The following is an 18648-nucleotide window of genomic DNA, read 5'->3' on the forward strand; positions in this document are numbered from 1 at the left end:
GCAGGAAAGAGGTTCGTTTTTTTGAATGGAGTGATTGTAGGTAAATTGGAAGGCTAAAGAAAGGGCACCGTGATGGTGCCCTCTATTTCTATCATTGATATTGCCGATTAATGGGCTGACTTCAGCGCATCCAGGGCATCAACGTATGGAAGATCAAAGCCTTCGGCCACTTCTTTGATGGTAACTTGGCCACTGATCACGTTAAGACCGTTACGCAAGTGCTCATCTTGAACTAAAGCATCGCGATATCCCTTGTTCGCCAGCTTCACAATGTAGGGCAGTGTTGCGTTATTTAAGGCAACCGTCGAGGTGCGCGCGACAGCGCCAGGCATGTTTGCCACACAGTAGTGGACAACATCATCAACGATGTAGGTTGGGTCAGCGTGGGTCGTTGCATGTGAGGTCGCGAAACAGCCACCTTGGTCGATAGCGACATCGACAACCGCAGCGCCTGGTTTCATTCGCTTGATATGGTCTTCGTTGACCAGTTTCGGTGCAGCAGCACCTGGGATAAGGACAGCACCGATAACCAAATCAGCGTTAAGTACGTGCTGGTCTAATGTTTCCTCGGTTGAGTAGACGACTTTGGCGCGGCCTTGGAATTCTTCGTCCAAGCGACGCAATGTATCGACATTTTTATCCAAAATAGTGACGTCAGCTCGGAGGCCAACCGCCATGCGCGCGGCGTTTGAGCCAACCACGCCACCGCCAAGTACGACGATTTTAGCGGGTTCGACACCAGGAACACCACTGAGCAGCATGCCCGAACCGCCGTGTGATTTTTCTAACGCTTGTGCACCTGCTTGAATAGACATACGGCCGGCGACTTCAGACATTGGCGCTAATAGTGGCAATCGACCTTTAGAATCTGTTACCGTTTCATAGGCAATGCAGATAGCTTTACTTTTAATTAAGTCTTCTGTTTGCGGAAAATCTGGTGCAAGATGCAAATAGGTGAACAAAATCTGTCCTTCGCGCAGCATGGCACGCTCGACAGCTTGCGGTTCTTTGACCTTGACGATCATGTCTGCTTTCGCAAATACGTCAGCGGCGGCAGGGAGAATGGATGCCCCAGCGGCTTTATAGTCATCGTCAGAGAAACCAATACCGTTACCTGCATTGGTTTCAACATAGACCGAGTGGCCGTGAGAAATAAGCTCACGGACACTTGCTGGAACCATACCCACGCGGTACTCATGGTTCTTGATTTCTTTTGGAACGCCAATGATCATGCTGTCACCTCTTGTTTATTTAGTGTTATCGGCTGGCTTGTTATTGAAATTGTCAATTTTCAGGCTAGTATAAAGGCAATAAACCAGCATTTGATGCTAAAGATTGTTTAGATGTTATTTAATTTGGTATATCTTTTTGCAAGGAAGTAACAAGGTGGAATAAAAAATGGTAGATACCAAAAACAAGCCCTCCAAGGAATTGGACCGTATTGACCGCAACATCCTAAATGAGCTCCAAAAGGATGGGCGAGTCTCCAACGTTGAGTTATCAAAACGTGTCGGTCTCTCTCCAACCCCCTGCCTAGAACGTGTGCGACGTTTAGAGCGTCAGGGCTATATTCTTGGCTACACGGCACAGCTTAATCCCCAGTATTTAGATGCATCACTGCTCGTTTTTGTGGAAATCACACTAAATCGTGGCGCACCTGACGTGTTTGAGCAATTTAATAAAGCGGTGCAGACACTAGAAGACATCCAAGAATGTTCGTTAGTGTCCGGTGATTTTGATTACCTACTAAAGACACGAGTAGCTGACATGTCGGCTTATCGCAAGTTATTGGGTGAAACCTTGCTACGTTTGCCCGGCGTGAATGACACACGCACTTACGTGGTAATGGAAGAGGTAAAACAAAGTAATCACCTGGTGATCCACACGCGTTAAGTGTTGGCCATAGGGTGAAGCAAAACATAACTAAAGCCGGGCATTGCGCTCGGCTTATTTTTTGTACGCCATGATTTAAAGAATGTGATATCTCGGTAAAGATTGAACGTAAACACGCATCATGCCTGCCGTCACGGCATGAATGTGATAAAGTCAGGGCAATCAGAGCAAGCCTCCATTCAGGGTGAGGAATGCGATTAACGAATAATATTAAACAGGTAATGATGGAGTTTTCTTTACGTCGAGAGCCGAAAACGGCTCAGCCGAAAGCGCGTTTAGATGGCGGTCAACGTTTAAAAGAGTGTGGATTCATCTTGGTCCTCGCCGCTGCTGTGTTTACCATGGTGGCATTGTTATCTTTTAATCCGGCTGATCCTTCGTGGTCGCAAACCGCGTGGCATGGTGACGTTCATAATGCGGCTGGCGCGATGGGTGCATGGATAGCAGACAGCTTTTTCTTCTCGTTTGGGATCTTGGCGTATCCATTACCCCCTGCTGCTATTCTTGGCGGTTGGGTTTTTTTGCGGCGGCGTGGTGATAATGAACCCATTAATTACACCATTATTGGCGCACGTCTATTGGGGCTTCTGGTCCTTTTCCTGACCAGTTGTTCGTTGGCTGATCTCAATTTTGATGACTTTTGGCATTTTTCATCGGGTGGCGTGATGGGAGATGTCACCAATAGCCTTGCTTTGCCCTTGTTTAATGTCTTAGGGACCACCTTGGTCATGTTGTTTGGCTGGGCGGCCGGTTTCACCTTATTCACGGGAATTTCATGGCTCACGATCGTGGATCACCTCGGCGCGGTGACGCTAAATGGTATCACCTGGCTGGTTAATCGCGTGCGTGGCGATACCCCGACACAACTTGGTGCGCCTGGCTCATCGGCCCCCGAGCACACAGACGTGACGCAATCGCGTGAGACTTGTGAACCGATGGAGCTGAGTGATTTACGTCGATTGACGCCGACATCGCCTGAGAAAGCGTCCGTTTCTGAGAAAAAATCGGTCGCTGAAAAAACGACAGCGACGGAAAAGGAAACCGTTGAGCACAGCGCGCATGAGAGTGAAAGGTCGATCATCTTTGGTGGACATGCCACCGCTGAGCAAGCCGGTTCGACGCAATCCGAATCCTCCCTGTCAGAGAGTGCGGATGAACCGGCATTGGGACAATGGCAAACCGCTGTTGCTGATGATGAGCCCTCTGCGTCGGTATTCAGCGCAGACACCGACTCAGACCCGCAAGCCCAAACACCGACTCAGCATGGTCGTGAGTCGGTCGCAACTTACGTGTCGACAGATTCAGAGCATTCAGAGACAAAGCTCTCAGAGACAAAGCATTCAGAGCCAGAGCACTTAGAGACAAAGCTCTCAGAAACAAAGCACTCAGAGTACGCTGATACCACCTATGGCAATCAAGATGGACTCTCGGAGCTAGAGCGCGCGGAGCAGGCAAGCAAGTTGGCCGATGATGACGAGGATCCTTTCCAAGAAACGATTCGCCAAGCACAAAAATCCCAACAGCAAGCGGCCGGGCTCGACCATCCTTTTCTAGTGAAAGATGAGCCCAATTTGCCTAAACCGGCAGAACCTTTCCCAACCCTCGATCTGTTGGATCCTGCGCGCCATACAGCGCAACAAGCCACGCGCGAAGAGCTAGAGCAAATTGCGCGCTTGGTTGAGGCGCGCTTGGAGGATTTTAAAGTGCAAGCACGCGTGGTGGGCGTGTATCCAGGGCCGGTGATCACGCGTTTTGAGCTTGATTTGGCGCCGGGCGTTAAGGTCTCACGAATTTCAGGTTTATCTAAAGACTTAGCGCGTGCGCTATCAACCACCGCGGTGCGCGTAGTCGAGGTGATCCCAGGTAAACCTTATATTGGCCTTGAACTGCCGAACGAGCATCGCGAAACGGTGTTTATGTCAGAAGTGATTGGCAGTGAGCGATTTAAAAACAGCCAATCGCCGATCTCCGTAGTGTTAGGAAATGACATTGCCGGCGAAGCCATTATTACCGATCTTGGCAAAGCACCGCATATGCTGGTGGCAGGGACGACAGGGTCGGGTAAATCTGTGGGCGTGAACGTGATGCTGGTTAGTATGCTCTATAAGGCGTCTCCTGAAGATGTGCGCTTTATCATGATTGACCCTAAAATGCTGGAGTTATCGGTCTATGAGGGCATTCCGCATTTGTTGTCAGAAGTTGTCACCGATATGAAGGATGCGGGGAATGCGCTGCGTTGGTGTGTGGGTGAGATGGAACGACGTTACAAGCTGATGTCAGCCCTTGGCGTGCGCAACCTTAAAGGTTTTAACGAAAAGGTGAAAGCGGCAGAAGCCGCGAATAATCCGATCCCTGACCCACTATGGAAATCGGGCGATAGTATGGATGAATCGGCGCCTAAACTGGAAAAACTGCCCTATATCGTGGTGGTGGTAGATGAATTTTCCGATCTCATGATGGTGGTTGGTAAAAAAGTCGAAGAGTTGATCGCACGATTAGCACAAAAAGCACGGGCCGCGGGTATTCACCTTGTGTTAGCCACCCAACGTCCTTCTGTTGATGTGATTACGGGGCTGATTAAAGCCAATATTCCAACGCGTATGGCGTTTACTGTCTCGACCAAAACAGACTCGCGCACCATCCTTGACCAAGGCGGCGCTGAGTCGTTGCTGGGAATGGGGGATATGCTCTTTATGCCGAATGGTTCCAACCATCCGATCCGCGTGCATGGTGCCTTTGTCAGTGATGAAGAAGTGCATCGGGTGGTTAATAATTGGAAAGCGCGAGGCAAGCCGCAATATATCGATGAAATCACCCAAGGCGATCAAGGTGCAGATAGCTTATTACCTGGTGAAGCGCCGACCGGCGGCGATGGCGAAGAGCTGGACCAGTTGTTTGATCAAGTAGTTGAATTTGTGACCGAAAGTCGTCGTGGTTCCGTGTCTGGTGTCCAGCGTCGATTTAAAATTGGTTATAACCGTGCGGCGCGTATTGTGGAACAACTCGAAGCACACGGTGTCGTAAGTTCACCAGGCCATAACGGTAATCGCGAAGTAATCGCACCGCCGCCACCGAAAGATTGATCGAATGGAAGGTTCAATGACTCGATTTGCTGCTGTCCGCCACCTGTTGGCGGTGATATCTCTCTTGGTTGTTGTCAGCGCGCAAGCGCAAACAGAGGCGCAACAACATTTAATCGAAAGACTGAATAAGGTTGATGCGTTCAGCGCACAGTTTGAACAAAAGGTCCAAAGCCCAGAGGGTGACGAGATTCATCAAGCGAAAGGGACCTTGGCTATCCAACGCCCTAATTTGTTTAACTGGACCACCACGTCGCCGGACGAAACCATCATGATTTCTGATGGTGAAACCTTGTGGTACTACAGCCCCTTTGTTGAACAAGTAACTGCCATGTGGTTAGAAGAGGCAACAGCACAAACGCCCTTCGTGCTATTGACCCGTAACCAACCGAGTGATTGGCAGGATTATCAAATCACCCAGGAAGGCAATACCTTCACGCTCACGCCAAAAACCACTGGCACCATTGGTCAGTTTGATGTCACGGTCAAGCCCGATGGTACCTTGACTGGCTTTAGAGTCGTTGAGCAAGATGGGCAACAGAGTCAGTTCGCACTGAGCCAATTTAGCCGACAAACGCCAGACGCGGACTTGTTTTCGTTTACTCCGCCTGAGTCGGTCATGGTCGACGATCAACGCCAGTCACGTTAACCGCATCGGAGGATGCCTTGCCTACCTTGCCGCTCGATTTCGCTGAGGACTTTCGCCCACTGGCCGCGCGTATGCGGCCCGTCACCTTGGACCAATATATTGGCCAGCGCCATCTGCTTGGCGAAGGCAAACCGCTACGCCGTGCCATTGAGTCGGGGACGCTTCATTCCATGATTTTTTGGGGACCACCGGGCACAGGCAAGACCACACTGGCCGATATTGCTGCGCGTCAAGCTAATGCCGAGCTGGAGCAAATTTCTGCGGTGACCTCCGGTGTGAAAGAGATCCGAGAAGCGATTGGACGTGCAGAGCAAAACAAGCAAGCGGGTGTACGCACTGTCTTATTCGTTGATGAGGTACATCGCTTTAACAAAAGTCAGCAAGACGCTTTTCTGCCTCATGTCGAGTCGGGGACCGTCACCTTTATTGGCGCCACGACGGAAAATCCATCGTTTGAGCTTAACAATGCCTTACTATCGCGCGCCCGCGTCTACCGACTGACAAGCCTGGATGATCGCGATCTTGAAGCCGTGATTGATCAAGCACTTGCCGACTCGCAACGCGGGTTAGGCGAGCAGGCACTCACTTTCGATAAAGGCGTTAAAGCGGCGTTAACCGCGGCGTGCAGTGGCGATGCGCGCATGGCGTTGAATCTTCTGGAAATGCTGGCAGATATGGCCGATGGCCAAGTGACGCTGTCGATGCTTAAAGACGTTGCCGGTGAAAAAGTGGCGCAATTCGATAAGCAAGGGGATGCTTGGTACGATTTGATTTCTGCGTTTCATAAATCCGTCCGTGGCTCGAGTCCTGATGGCGCCCTGTATTGGTACGCACGCATTGTCAGTGCCGGTGGCGATCCCCTTTATGTGGCGCGCCGCTTATTAGCTATCGCCTCGGAGGATATTGGCAATGCGGATCCACGTGCCATGCAGGTGGCATTGAATGCGTGGGATTGCTTTACTCGCGTAGGGCCGGCAGAAGGCGAGCGTGCGATTGCTCAAGCCGCTGTATATTTAGCCAGCGCGCCCAAAAGCAATGCTGTTTACACCGCATGGAAACAAGCGTTGCGAGACGCTAAAGAAACCGCCAACGCGCCTGTTCCCATGCACTTGCGCAATGCGCCGACCGCATTGATGGAAAATATGGGGCATGGGAAGGGCTATCGATATGCCCATGATGAGCCCAATGCTTATGCGGCAGGAGAGCGCTATCTACCATCCGAACTTGGCGATACTCGCTATTATCAGCCCGTTAATCGTGGGCTAGAAATTAAAATCGCCGAAAAGCTCGCCTTTCTGGCCGAGCAGGATGCAAAAAGCCCGCAAAAGCGCTAGGCAAGTTTACCCTTTTTGGGTAAGGTTTAGAGTGCAGCGACGCCATGAAGACGCAGTCTCCTCGTCGTGGTGACATCCACCGTCACCCTTTACCAATCGCGTAATACAATACGCAGTATCGACGCTTGTTTTCAAACGTGATGACAAGTGATAACCAACTAATCAACCCGAAAAGCACAGGATTAGCATGCTGGATTCCAAATTACTTCGAACTGAGCTGGAAGAAACCGCTCAACAACTCGCTCGTCGTGGCTTTACGCTTGACGTTGACGCTATGCGTGAACTCGAGGAACAACGTAAGGCGCTGCAAATTCGCACCGAACAACTGCAAGCAGAGCGTAATTCCCGATCGAAGTCCATTGGCCAGGCTAAAGCAAAGGGTGAAGACATTGCGCCATTGCTAGAAGAAGTGTCAAACCTTGGTGATGAGTTGGACGCAGCGAAAACAGAGCTCGCGGCGCTGCAGCAAAAAGTCAACGACGTGGTGATGAGCGTGCCTAACTTACCGGCGGAAGACGTCCCAAGTGGTAAAGATGAGTCTGAGAACCAGGAGATCATGCGCTGGGGTGAACCGCGTCAGTTTGATTTTGAGGTCAAAGATCATGTTGATTTAGGTGAGCTGTCCGGTGGTCTCGACTTTGCCAGTGCGGTAAAACTATCTGGCTCTCGCTTTATCGTGATGAAAGGGCAGATGGCGCGCATGCATCGTGCTTTAACCCAGTTTATGCTCGATTTACATACCAACGAACACGGCTATACCGAAATGTATGTGCCGTACTTAGTCAATGCCGACAGCCTCTATGGCACCGGCCAATTGCCTAAGTTTGGTGACGATTTGTTTAACACCAAGCCGGCCACCGAAGAAGGGATCGGCATGTCGTTAATCCCAACCGCGGAAGTACCTCTGACTAACATGGTGCGCGATGAGATCATCGATGAAGCGGATCTGCCGCTGTGCATGACCGCACACACACCGTGTTTCCGTTCAGAAGCCGGCTCCTACGGACGTGATACGCGTGGACTGATTCGTATGCATCAGTTTGATAAAGTCGAGCTGGTGAAAGTGGTGAAGCCTGAAGATTCTATGGCAGCACTCGAATCACTTACCGCCGATGCCGAAAAAGTATTGCAGTTGCTGAACCTGCCTTATCGAAAAGTACTGTTATGCACCGGTGATATGGGCTTTGGCGCGGCCAAAACCTATGACCTAGAAGTTTGGTTGCCTGCGCAAGATACCTATCGTGAAATTTCATCATGCTCAAATACCTTGGACTTCCAAGCGCGTCGTATGCAGGCGCGTTTCCGCCGTAAAGGTGAGAAGAAGCCTGAGCTGTTGCACACGCTCAATGGGTCTGGCTTAGCTGTGGGTCGTACCTTGGTGGCCATTTTGGAAAACTATCAGCAAGCGGATGGTCGTATCGAAATCCCTGAGGTATTACGTCCGTATATGGGTGGACAAACGCATATAGGCTAATGGGCTCACCGTGTGCTTAATAACCATGAAGCCGGCACGATTGTCGGCTTTTTTTATGCTTGCATAAACGTGGGGATTATCGGTTAAGCGCTATCTGTTAAGCGCTATTTCGCGGCTCATGCAAGGGCGATAAGGTATTAAAAATATCGTCCTGTGGTGCAGGAAAGCCTGCTAATAGGTCGGCAAGACAATTATCGAGCACGGTGAGTATCACTGCATTGACGCGCTGAGATAGTGCGAGGCGACTGGCCAGTGGTGTCTTATCAGCTAACGGTTTCTCAGTTGCCAACGATTTCTCAGTTGCTAACGGTGCCTCAGTCGCTAAGGCCCGCTCAGCGTCGGTGCTGAGCTGGGAAGTAAGGCGATCAATCTCTGTGTTTAGCGAATCCTCTAGGTTAAGGTGCTGGAGCTGGCATAAGCGTTTCACTAAAATTTGCTGTTGCAGGTTTAATGACTGGCTCGCGTTTGGCGTCGCTTTGTGTAACTGAATACTGGCGTAAGAATATCGCTGACGTGCTTGTAATAATTCTAAAACGGCATACCACACGTGTTGATAATGCGACAAGCTGGCTTCGTCATTGTGGGCTATCAGGAAGGGTGGCACCGCCTCGTCAACAAGATAAATAATATGTTGTAACGCGCGGTTTTTCATCCGTGCTTGTGTGACTTCATCGTATTGCGGTAGCGCATGTAAATGATGAAATAAAAGCCGATACATCGGTTTTTGTGCCTGAGGCGCTAAGTGGTGCAATTGACGAATTTGACTGAGTAAATGTTGGTAGTCACTGGAAGCAATATGTGTTTGAGCGGCCAGCTCACGTGCGTGCTGCAGCAGCGCACGTAATTCATGTAGCTGATGTAACGGCCAATCTGGGCGTTGACGGTAAAGTACGACGGCGACGACGACCGCTATTCCGAGCGCCAGTGCGCCTACCATGACTAACCATCCCATATGTTCTCCTTGCGATCGCGACTCTCCGTCATCAAACTCAGCATGAACTGTGCCAAAGATGAGAAGCGGGTCACATCCTATGAAAGCGGCGTTAAGGGCATCAAGATCAGATAAAAACGCACTATGATAGCGCTTGAGCGCACTCAAACGGTGCAAACTATCAAACGCTGTAAACTAAGAGAGGCGCAGACAAAAAAAAGAGCCCTTGTTGGGCCCTTTGATGTTTTAGCTATCGCGCTGTTTTACATGACGCGCATGCCAGGTTGAGCCCCTTCATGCGGCTCTAAAATCCAGATTTCTTTGCCACCCGGACCCGCCGCGAGGATCATGCCCTCTGACATGCCGAATTTCATCTTGCGAGGCTTTAAGTTGGCGACCATGACGGTGTGCTTACCCACGAGATCTTCCGGCTTGTAGGCCGATTTGATCCCAGAGAACACCTGACGCGTTTCACCGCCAATATCGAGCTTAAACTTCAGCAGTTTGTCCGCTTTTGGCACCGTCTCACACTCAACAATTTTAGCGACACGCAGATCGACCTTAGCAAAGTCACCAAATTCGATTTCATCGGCAATCGGCTCGTCCGCTAACGGCCCTTGTGCTTTGGCCTTTTCTGCTTGTTCAGCGGCTGCATCTTCCTTGCTCGCGGCGATCATGGCGTCGACGGCTTTCGGATCGATACGGTTAAACAGTGCCTTGAACTTGCTAATGCGATGGCCGATCAGTGGCGTCGCAATGCTTTCCCACGTCAAGGTATCATTCAAAAAGCCTTCCGTGCGCTCTGCCAGCTTAGGCATCACAGGTTTGAGGTACGTCATCAGCACACGGAATAGGTTAATCCCCACAGAGCAAATCGCTTGTAGTTCGGCGTCTTTTCCTTCTTCTTTAGCGATCACCCATGGCGCCTTTTCGTCCACGTATTGGTTGGCTTTGTCGGCCAAGCCAATAATTTCGCGGATGGCGCGGTTAAACTCTCGGGCTTCGTAAAGCTCACCAATGTATTCAGCTTTGTCGATGAACGATTGATAAAGCTCGGGTTCGGCGCACGTATCAGAGAGCTGACCATCAAAGCGCTTAGTGATAAAGCCAGCGTTACGTGATGCCAGGTTGACGACCTTGTTGACAACATCCGTGTTCACACGTTGAATAAAATCATCCAGGCTTAAATCCAGATCATCAATGCGGCTATTTAGCTTGGCCGCGTAATAATACCGCAGGCATTCTGGATCAAGATGGTTCAAATAGGTACTGGCTTTGATAAATGTCCCTTTTGACTTGGACATTTTCGCGCCATTGACCGTGACATAGCCGTGCACGAAGACGTTGTTAGGCTTACGGAAGCCAGCACCGTCCAGCATGGCAGGCCAGAACAGACTATGGAAATAAACAATATCTTTGCCGATGAAATGGTATAGCTCGGTGTCGCTATTAGCCTTCCAGTATTCATCAAAGTCGATATCACCGCGTTTGTCACAATAGTTTTTAAACGACCCCATATAGCCGATCGGTGCATCGAGCCAAACGTAGAAAAACTTGCCGGGTTGGTCGGGGATTTCAAAACCAAAGTAGGGCGCATCGCGGGAGATATCCCACTGCTGAAGACCGGTTTCGAACCACTCATTCATCTTGTTAGCGATTTCGCTTTGCAGCGAACCAGACTTGATCCACTCGTTAAGCATTTGCTCGAACTGTGGTAAATCGAAGAAAAAGTGCTCTGAATCACGCATCACCGGCGTGGCACCGCTGACTGCGGAACGAGGATTGATCAATTCAGCCGGCGTATAGGTTTCACCACAGTTATCACAGTTATCGCCGTATTGATCGTCGGCGTGACACTTCGGACATTCGCCTTTGACAAAGCGATCCGGCAAGAACATTTCTTTTTCCGGATCAAACAGCTGAGATATCGTGCGGCTGGTGATATAACCTTTATCACGAAGTTGCGTATAAATGAATGACGCTAATTCGCGGTTTTCATCACTGTGGGTGCTGTGGTAATTATCGAAGCTGATATCAAAGCCATCAAAATCTGCCTGGTGCTCTTGTTGCACGCCGGCGATCATGGCTTCTGGCTCGACACCCATTTGCTGCGCTTTTAACATGATAGGTGTGCCGTGAGCATCGTCAGCACAAATAAAGTGAGTGGTGTTGCCACGCAGGCGTTGATAGCGAACCCATACATCTGCCTGAATATGCTCGAGCATGTGGCCCAAATGAATCGAGCCGTTCGCATAAGGCAGCGCACAGGTCACCAGAATTTTCCGTGGGTTTGCAGCCATAATCTTGTTTATTCGCTCTTATGATATGAATGGAATGATTGCGGAAATCTTACCTGATACGATATGCCTTGCCTAGTGTAAGGCCGGGTCCTCGCGCGTTTATCCGTTAAAGACGCACACGAGCGGCTAACATATTTCAATCAACGGGATGGTGCTGGATGTTTTTTGGGTCCAAAAAGAAAAAAACAAAAAAAGAAGACACAGCTGCTTCGCTCTCAAACCTTGATGATGCGATCGCGTTACTTAATCAATTCTCACACCCGCAGTTGGTCGAGCAGTGGGCAAGCCAAACGGGGTGGGTGAGAACCGCAGATCATGGCTTTAGGGTCACGTTCCCCTTTGCGGCGCACTCTATCGCTGAAGCGCTTAAAGATTGGCTCAGTGCGCAGTCTGATGCCCTTGCCAACCAATTTGAACTGATGCAACGGGTAGCACCGTTAAAAACGGGCGAAAAAACGCCGGTGAAAGGGGTGAAAAACCTGATTGTTGTGAGCTCAGCGAAAGGTGGCGTCGGTAAATCGACCACCGCTGTAAACCTAGCGCTTGCGTTGCACGCGGAGGGCGCTGCAGTCGGCATTGTTGATGCGGATGTGTATGGGCCGTCTTTACCTATCATGTTGGGCGCCAAAGATAGTGAGCCACAAACCCATGATGGCAAGTTAATGGAACCTGTGACGCGCCATGGTATCGCCTCAAATTCGATCGGTTATCTGGTGCCCGCAGATAACGCGACTGTTTGGCGAGGTCCTATGGCCTCAAAAGCGTTTGCACAGCTGATCAACGAAACACGGTGGCCCGAGCTGGACTATTTAGTCGTCGATATGCCGCCTGGTACCGGTGACATCCAACTGAGTTTGGCGCAACAGTTTCCGGTGACAGGCGCGATTGTGGTGACAACGCCACAAGATTTGGCATTGGCCGATGCGGTGAAAGGGGTGGCGATGTTTGAAAAAGTTCACGTTCCCGTGTTGGGCGTGGTAGAAAACATGAGTTATCACATTTGCTCGCAATGCGGCCATCATGAAGCCATTTTTGGCTCAGGGGGCGCCGATAAAATGGCGCAAGAGCAGGGGACGCCAGTGCTTGCACAGGTACCGCTTCATGTCGCGATTCGGGAAGATATTGATGCTGGTGTTCCAAGCATGGTCGCGCGCCCTAACAGTGAGCATGCGGCGGTTTATCGACAGATGGCAGCGACGGTCGCCAGTCAGCTCTACTGGCAAGGTGAAACACGTCCTGAACAGATTAGCGTACAAACTGTGTCGCCCTGATTGCGCAACCGGCCGTGATTTATCGGCTAAAGCGGCCGGATGCACAGACAAGCGCGATTTTCTCTGGCGCCAGCTGCTTCAACTCCCTATAATCAGGCGGTTTATGTTGATTCCGCCAAGCTTCCCCTGGGTATTCATATTATGAGTGACAACAACCACCACTGCGTTATTATCGGTATTGCAGGTGCCTCTGCTTCCGGTAAAAGCCTGATCGCCAGCACCATTTATAAGGAATTAAAGGAAAAAGTCGGTGATCATCAAATCGGCGTGATTACAGAAGATAGATATTATCGTGATCAGAGCCACCTCAGCATGGAAGAGCGCGTAAAAACCAATTATGACCACCCTCAGGCACTGGATCACGATCTTTTGTGTGAGCATCTTGAAGCATTGGTCGCCGGTCAGCCGGCTGATGTGCCGGTTTATAGTTACTCCGAGCATACCCGTATGGGAGAAACCACGACGATGACGCCCAAAAAAGTGATCATCCTCGAAGGTATTCTGCTTCTCACCGATCCCCGTCTTCGCAATTTGATCCACGCCAGCGTCTTTATGGACACGCCACTTGATATTTGTTTACTGCGTCGGATGAAACGTGACGTTGCCGAGCGCGGTCGTACCATGGATTCGGTGATGGAGCAGTATCAAAAGACGGTCCGCCCTATGTTTATGCAGTTTATTGAGCCGTCGAAGCAATATGCCGATATCATTGTCCCGCGCGGGGGTAAAAACCGCATTGCGATTGATGTACTAAAAGCGCATATCGCGCGTTTACTTAAAGCGTAAGGCATGATCTCCCATCACATAATGGGTCAATGACTGTCTCTCTAGGTAATCAGTCGTGGTTTAATCCACAATGTGTGCGCGAATATATCGAATGTGTGCGCGAATATATCGAATGAGTGCGGTGCACAAAGCAAGACACCGCGTGAGTAAATAACCGTGAGGAATGTTAGATGCGACTGTGCGACAGGCATATCAAAGAACACCTTGATGATGGCCGCATCAAAATTGATCCCCGTCCTGCCGCAGACGCGATTTCGGGCGTGACTGCGGATGTGACTCTGGGTAACCAGTTCCGTGTGTTTAACGATCATGGGGCCGCTTATATTGATTTATCGGGGCCGAAACAAGAAGTGAACGCCCAACTTGAGCGTGTCATGAGTGATGAAATAGAAATCGCTGACGGCGACCCTTTTTATCTTCATCCGGGTCAATTGGCCTTGGCAGTCACGCATGAGGCTGTGACATTACCCGATAATATTGTCGGTTGGCTCGATGGCCGTTCATCGTTGGCGCGGTTGGGTTTGATGGTCCATGTCACGGCACACCGAATAGATCCGGGCTGGTCAGGGCGAATTGTTCTAGAGTTTTATAATAATGGGCGTCTACCGTTAGCGCTACGTCCCGGCATGCCGATCGGCGCCTTAAGCTTTGAGCCCATGTCAGGGTCAGCGGACCAGCCTTATAATAAACGGGACAATGCCAAGTACAAAAATCAGCAAGGGGCAGTCGCCTCTCGTATTAGCCAAGACAAGGCTTAATGAGTGAAATGCGCCTGAGGGCGCATTTTTTTTCTCACCAGGAACTCGACGGTTAAATCGTGGTCGATAACGCGTCTGACACACAAGGAGCATCTTGCAATGATAAAAAAAATCGTCCTTATTCTCGCAGCATTTGTCGTGGTGTTGATTGGCGCCGTCGCGACTTTAATTGCCACGGTAAACCCCAATCAATTTAAACCCTTGCTGGTGGAACAAGTCGCAGAGCAAACGGGCTATGAGGTCGTTATCGGTGGCGACATCGAGTGGCAGTTCTGGCCGAGTTTGGGCTTTTCCATTGCTGAGGTGGCGATCAAAAACCGACCTGGTTTTGATGAGCCTGATTTACTCCGTTTGTCCCGCGCGCAATTATCCGTTGATGTGTTGCCATTGATGTCTCAGACATTACAAGTGGGTGAAATTGTCTTACAAGACCCGCATGTATTTATCCAAACGTTGGCGAACGGCGATAGCAATGTGACGCCAACTCAAACAGTGACGCCAACTCAACCAAAAAACGTTGGCGCGTCGGCAGAGCGACAGACAAGTTCGACGTCGTCAGAGCCGGCTAGCCAGCAAGATACAGTGAGTGGGACGTGGCAAGTTTCTTTACAAGGTCTACGCGTCACCAATGCCAGTGTCGTGATTAAAGATGATCAGGTGGGTACGCAAACGGCCTTACGAGATGTTGATCTCCAAGTGGGCAATATAGCAACCGATATATGGACGCCACTGACCGTATCACTGCGTGGCGAACAGGATGGTGCGACCTTCAGCGCGCAAGGGCAGGGTGAACTGAAGCTTGCCGCGGATCCACAACAAAGTCAGTTACGAGAACTTGCGCTAAATGTTTCGGCACAACAAGGCGAGATGACCATCAATGAAGCCAATATTACCCTCGACCGTGCCGCCTTGGGTCAAGCGGCTCAGCTCGGCTTTAATATCAATGCGCAGACGTCAGAGCTAAAGGTTGAAACCTCTGGAAACGCACAAGTTACTGTTGCAGAAAGCCAAGACAAGGTCACAGTGCAGGGGTTGGACATGCTCACTCAGCTCTCGGGTGACGCATTACCCGGCGAGTCGCTGACTCAAGAGCTGGCGGCAGATATCGTCTTCGATGCCAAGCAGCAAACGTTAGATATCACTGAGATGACCAGCCGTCTTAATACTGACGAGGTGGTCATAGACGGTAAAGTGGCCATCAAGCTGGCAGATATCCCGCAAATTCGTTTTGCACTCAATACCAATCACATCGATCTCGATACCTTGTTACCGACAGACAATGCAGCGCCTCGTCAATCTGCAAACGAAAGTCAGTCTGGGTCCAATGATGAATCCAGCCCCAGTACGCAAACTGGGTCACTTAGCCAAGAAGAGCCTGATCTGAGAGTGTTGAAGACGCTGGATATTGCCGGCTCACTGGCGATGAAAGGGCTTACCGTGAGTAACGTTACCTTAGGACAAACACGCGCCACGGTTGCTATCAACCGTGGCAAAGTCGACGTGTCCGAGCTGATCACGCAAGCCTATGAAGGCAGGGTAGTTGTGCAAGGGATGTTAGATACCACTCAAACCCCCGCGCGCTATCAAGTGAGTAAAAAAGCACGCAACATTGCCATCTTGCCGTTATTGGAGGATGTCGCACAGGTTGATCTGCTTGAAGGCAAAGGCAATGTGGATATTAACCTCCAAGGTCAAGGTTTATCGCCTTATGCTCTCCGTCAGGCGATTCAGGGCAGTGCCGCGATTTTCTTTGAGGATGGCGCGATCAACGGCATTAACTTGGCACAAATGCTGAGAGAAGCAAAAGCGACGTTGAAAGGAGAAGCGACCAGCAACGCTGCCAACGATGTGCGCAAAACCGACTTTAGTGCGCTCACCGCCAGTTTTACCATCGGAAATGGCATGGCACGTACCAACGATTTGCTACTAGAAGCCCCAGCGCTGCGAGTCAGAAGTGAGGGGCAAACTGATTTGCTGAAAGAAACGTTAGATTTTGATGTGTTCACGTCTGTGGTTGAAACCAGCAAGGGTCAAGGCGGCAAAGATATTGATGAACTTCGTGATGTGACCATCCCAGTGACGGTGGCCGGTACCTGGCAATCGCCGAGTTATCAATTAGATATCAAGCAGCTACTCAGCAGCAACAAAGTCTTGGAAGAAAAGGCACGCAAAGAAGCACAGCGTGGGATTAAAAAGTTACTGGGTGATAAAGCGGATGATGACAAGGTAAAAGAGGCAACCGATAAACTGCTTAATTTATTCCAGTGATCGGTTTACAACTTTTTACGCTAATAAATCAAAACCTTGTTAAAGGATAAGCGATGGATTCTATTACCCAGGCGGCACTGGGCGCGGCGGTTGCTGGGTTAGTCTCGGGCAAGCGCTGTTCTCCAAAAGTGCTTTTGGCCGGTGCTGCATTGGGCACCTTACCTGACTTAGATGTGCTGATTGATTATGGCGATCCGGTGGCGAATACGGTCAACCACCGTGGATTCAGTCACTCATTATTTGTGCTGCCTTGGGTTGGTGCAATCATCGGATGGTGCGGGTGGCGATGGCGTCGTCAATGGCCGCTGTGGCAAGTCATGACGCTGGTGATCGCGGTGCTCGTGACACACCCGTTGTTGGATGCGATGACGGTTTATGGTACCAAGCTTTTTTGGCCGTTAGACGTGCCTTCGGTAGCAGTCGCCAGCCTGTTTATTATTGACCCACTTTATACGGTGCCCTTATTGGTCAGTGTTATCGCCGCGTGTATTTGGCGACATCGGGGCGCCAAAGCATGTGGTATCGGGTTGGCAGTCTCTACGCTCTACCTGGCCAGTTCGGTCTATCAGCTTGAAAAGATTGAAGTACGTGTTGCAACCCAAACCCAAGGAACCGACTTGGCAGGGCGGCCGCATATTATTATGCCCACCCCGTTTAACACGCTGCTGTGGCGAGTGGTGATTATCGGCGACGACCACTACTGGGAAGGACTCGCGTCACGCTTAGACAAAGATAAGCATATTCAATGGATCACGCGTCCTCGCGGACAATGGCCACTAGCGGGCTCGGAAACATTAATGGCACTTCGCACGTTTTCGCGTGATTTTATTCGCTTTGAAAATCGGAATGGGCAGCAGGTGGTGACCGACTTACGTTTTGGCGTAGCAAACTATCAACCCTTTCAGTTTTTGCTTGCCGAGCAAGACGCCGAAGGGCAGTGGCAGCCAGTTATGCCTAAGCAGCTTGAGCCAGGGCCGCTACGAGACAGCGCCTTGCCAACCCTCTGGCAGCGATTGCTGGGTGATCAATCGATTGATGCGCGTTTGTGTCGCCAGTCTTGCCAAGAGGATGCCGTGGACAAGACGCAGTCGATATCGTTAAACGCGAAGCCCTGAGAAAAGCGGCGCTCAGGTTAACGTCAGCCACGGCTTTCTTTGTTTTTACTCGGTAGCTTACCAGTCAATGCCTTGGCGCGCTTTCACGCCGGCGTCGAAGGCATGCTTAACGTTTCTGACTTCCGAGACGGTATCTGCTATCTCAACTAAGCGGCGGTGTGCGCCACGCCCAGTGATGATAACGGATTGTTCGCTAGGGCGTTGTTGCAGGGCATCAATGACTTCATCGAGGCTGATATAGTCGTACGTGATCATGTAGGTGATCTCATCCAGTACCACTAAATCGTAGCGGTCATCCGCAAGCATCGCCTGACACGCTGCCCATATTTGCTGAGCGGCTTGGGTGTCTGCGGTTTTGTCCTGCGTATCCCAGGTAAAACCGGTACTCATCACGTGAAAGTCGACACCATGTTGGCTCAGTAAATCCCGCTCTCCACAAGCCCACGTGCCCTTGATGTACTGAGCTACGCCACACTTTAGCCCATGGCCGGCGGCCCGCGCCACTGTGCCAAACGCGGACGTCGATTTACCTTTACCATTGCCTGTTATGATCAGGAGGAGCCCTTTTTCTTGTTGCGCGGCTTCAATTCGAGCATCAACTTTTTCTTTTAACTTTTGCTGACGATGCTTGTGTCCTTGTTCTGACATACGATTTCTAACCCCAAATAAACGTTACACCATAGTAAAGCGACGTCATGCTTCATGCTACCCATAACAACGCAAAGGCGAGCAGATTGAAGCGACTAGGCATCTGAGTGTCGACTTGATAGAGTAAAACTTTACCAATAA

At 50.5% G+C, this 18648-nt stretch carries 14 protein-coding genes; 10 read left to right on the top strand and 4 right to left on the bottom strand.

Annotated elements, in window-relative coordinates; genetic code table 11:
- Nucleotides 1-107: 107 nt before the first annotated feature.
- Complete coding sequence (gene ald / locus BZG81_RS12675; RefSeq protein WP_077677556.1) at nt 108-1232, bottom strand: alanine dehydrogenase; 1125 nt, start codon at nt 1230-1232, stop codon at nt 108-110.
- 166 nt (nt 1233-1398) lie between these two features.
- Between ald and lrp the strand changes: the two genes are divergently transcribed.
- The 5 genes from lrp to serS all read left to right on the top strand — a co-directional run bounded on the left by lrp (nt 1399) and on the right by serS (nt 8430).
- Nucleotides 1399-1893 (top strand): leucine-responsive transcriptional regulator Lrp, encoded by a 495-nt coding sequence (lrp, locus tag BZG81_RS12680; RefSeq protein WP_077460192.1) that lies wholly within the window; start codon nt 1399-1401, stop codon nt 1891-1893.
- A 224-nt stretch (nt 1894-2117) separates the two neighbouring features.
- Nucleotides 2118-4976: a DNA translocase FtsK gene (locus tag BZG81_RS12685; RefSeq protein ID WP_077677574.1), complete on the top strand. Its 2859-nt coding sequence runs from the start codon at nt 2118-2120 to the stop codon at nt 4974-4976.
- A gap of 16 nt (nt 4977-4992) precedes the next feature.
- Nucleotides 4993-5622: an outer membrane lipoprotein chaperone LolA gene (lolA, locus tag BZG81_RS12690; protein ID WP_021022417.1), complete on the top strand. Its 630-nt coding sequence runs from the start codon at nt 4993-4995 to the stop codon at nt 5620-5622.
- A 71-nt stretch (nt 5623-5693) separates the two neighbouring features.
- Entirely contained in the window at nt 5694-6956 is a 1263-nt protein-coding gene (locus tag BZG81_RS12695; RefSeq protein WP_077677575.1) for a replication-associated recombination protein A, read from the top strand.
- Nucleotides 6957-7143: 187 nt separating this feature from the next.
- On the top strand, nt 7144-8430 hold the full coding sequence (gene serS, locus BZG81_RS12700) for a serine--tRNA ligase (RefSeq protein ID WP_077460193.1): 1287 nt from the start codon (nt 7144-7146) through the stop codon (nt 8428-8430).
- 97 nt (nt 8431-8527) lie between these two features.
- On the opposite strand, the gene BZG81_RS12705 is transcribed toward serS, so the two are convergent.
- Nucleotides 8528-9382 (bottom strand): hypothetical protein, encoded by an 855-nt coding sequence (locus BZG81_RS12705; protein WP_077575853.1) that lies wholly within the window; start codon nt 9380-9382, stop codon nt 8528-8530.
- 242 nt (nt 9383-9624) lie between these two features.
- Entirely contained in the window at nt 9625-11661 is a 2037-nt protein-coding gene (gene metG, locus BZG81_RS12710) for a methionine--tRNA ligase (protein ID WP_077677557.1), read from the bottom strand.
- A gap of 158 nt (nt 11662-11819) precedes the next feature.
- Here metG and apbC point away from each other — a divergent pair, with 158 nt between their 5' ends.
- From apbC to BZG81_RS12735, 5 genes are all read left to right on the top strand, one after another.
- A complete protein-coding gene (apbC, locus tag BZG81_RS12715) occupies nt 11820-12932 on the top strand; it encodes an iron-sulfur cluster carrier protein ApbC (protein ID WP_077668832.1) in 1113 nt (370 codons plus the stop codon).
- A gap of 141 nt (nt 12933-13073) precedes the next feature.
- A complete protein-coding gene (gene udk, locus BZG81_RS12720; RefSeq protein ID WP_077460248.1) occupies nt 13074-13718 on the top strand; it encodes a uridine kinase in 645 nt (214 codons plus the stop codon).
- Between the two features lie 170 nt (nt 13719-13888).
- The gene (gene dcd / locus BZG81_RS12725) at nt 13889-14476 is read left to right on the top strand and encodes a dCTP deaminase (RefSeq protein ID WP_021022410.1); all 588 of its coding nucleotides are present in this window, start codon (nt 13889-13891) and stop codon (nt 14474-14476) included.
- 99 nt (nt 14477-14575) lie between these two features.
- Nucleotides 14576-16744, top strand: coding sequence for an AsmA family protein (locus BZG81_RS12730; RefSeq protein ID WP_077677558.1), 2169 nt, complete (start codon nt 14576-14578; stop codon nt 16742-16744).
- Between the two features lie 53 nt (nt 16745-16797).
- Nucleotides 16798-17859 carry a metal-dependent hydrolase gene (locus BZG81_RS12735; RefSeq protein ID WP_077460198.1) on the top strand — a complete coding sequence of 354 codons (1062 nt, stop codon included), beginning with the start codon at nt 16798-16800 and terminating at the stop codon, nt 17857-17859.
- A gap of 57 nt (nt 17860-17916) precedes the next feature.
- Here BZG81_RS12735 and cobO read toward each other — a convergent pair whose 3' ends face one another.
- On the bottom strand, nt 17917-18507 hold the full coding sequence (cobO, locus tag BZG81_RS12740; RefSeq protein WP_077677559.1) for a cob(I)yrinic acid a,c-diamide adenosyltransferase: 591 nt from the start codon (nt 18505-18507) through the stop codon (nt 17917-17919).
- Nucleotides 18508-18648: the final 141 nt, after the last annotated feature.

Source organism: Salinivibrio sp. MA607 (assembly GCF_001996245.1).
Taxonomy (GTDB): Bacteria; Pseudomonadota; Gammaproteobacteria; order Enterobacterales; family Vibrionaceae; genus Salinivibrio; species Salinivibrio costicola.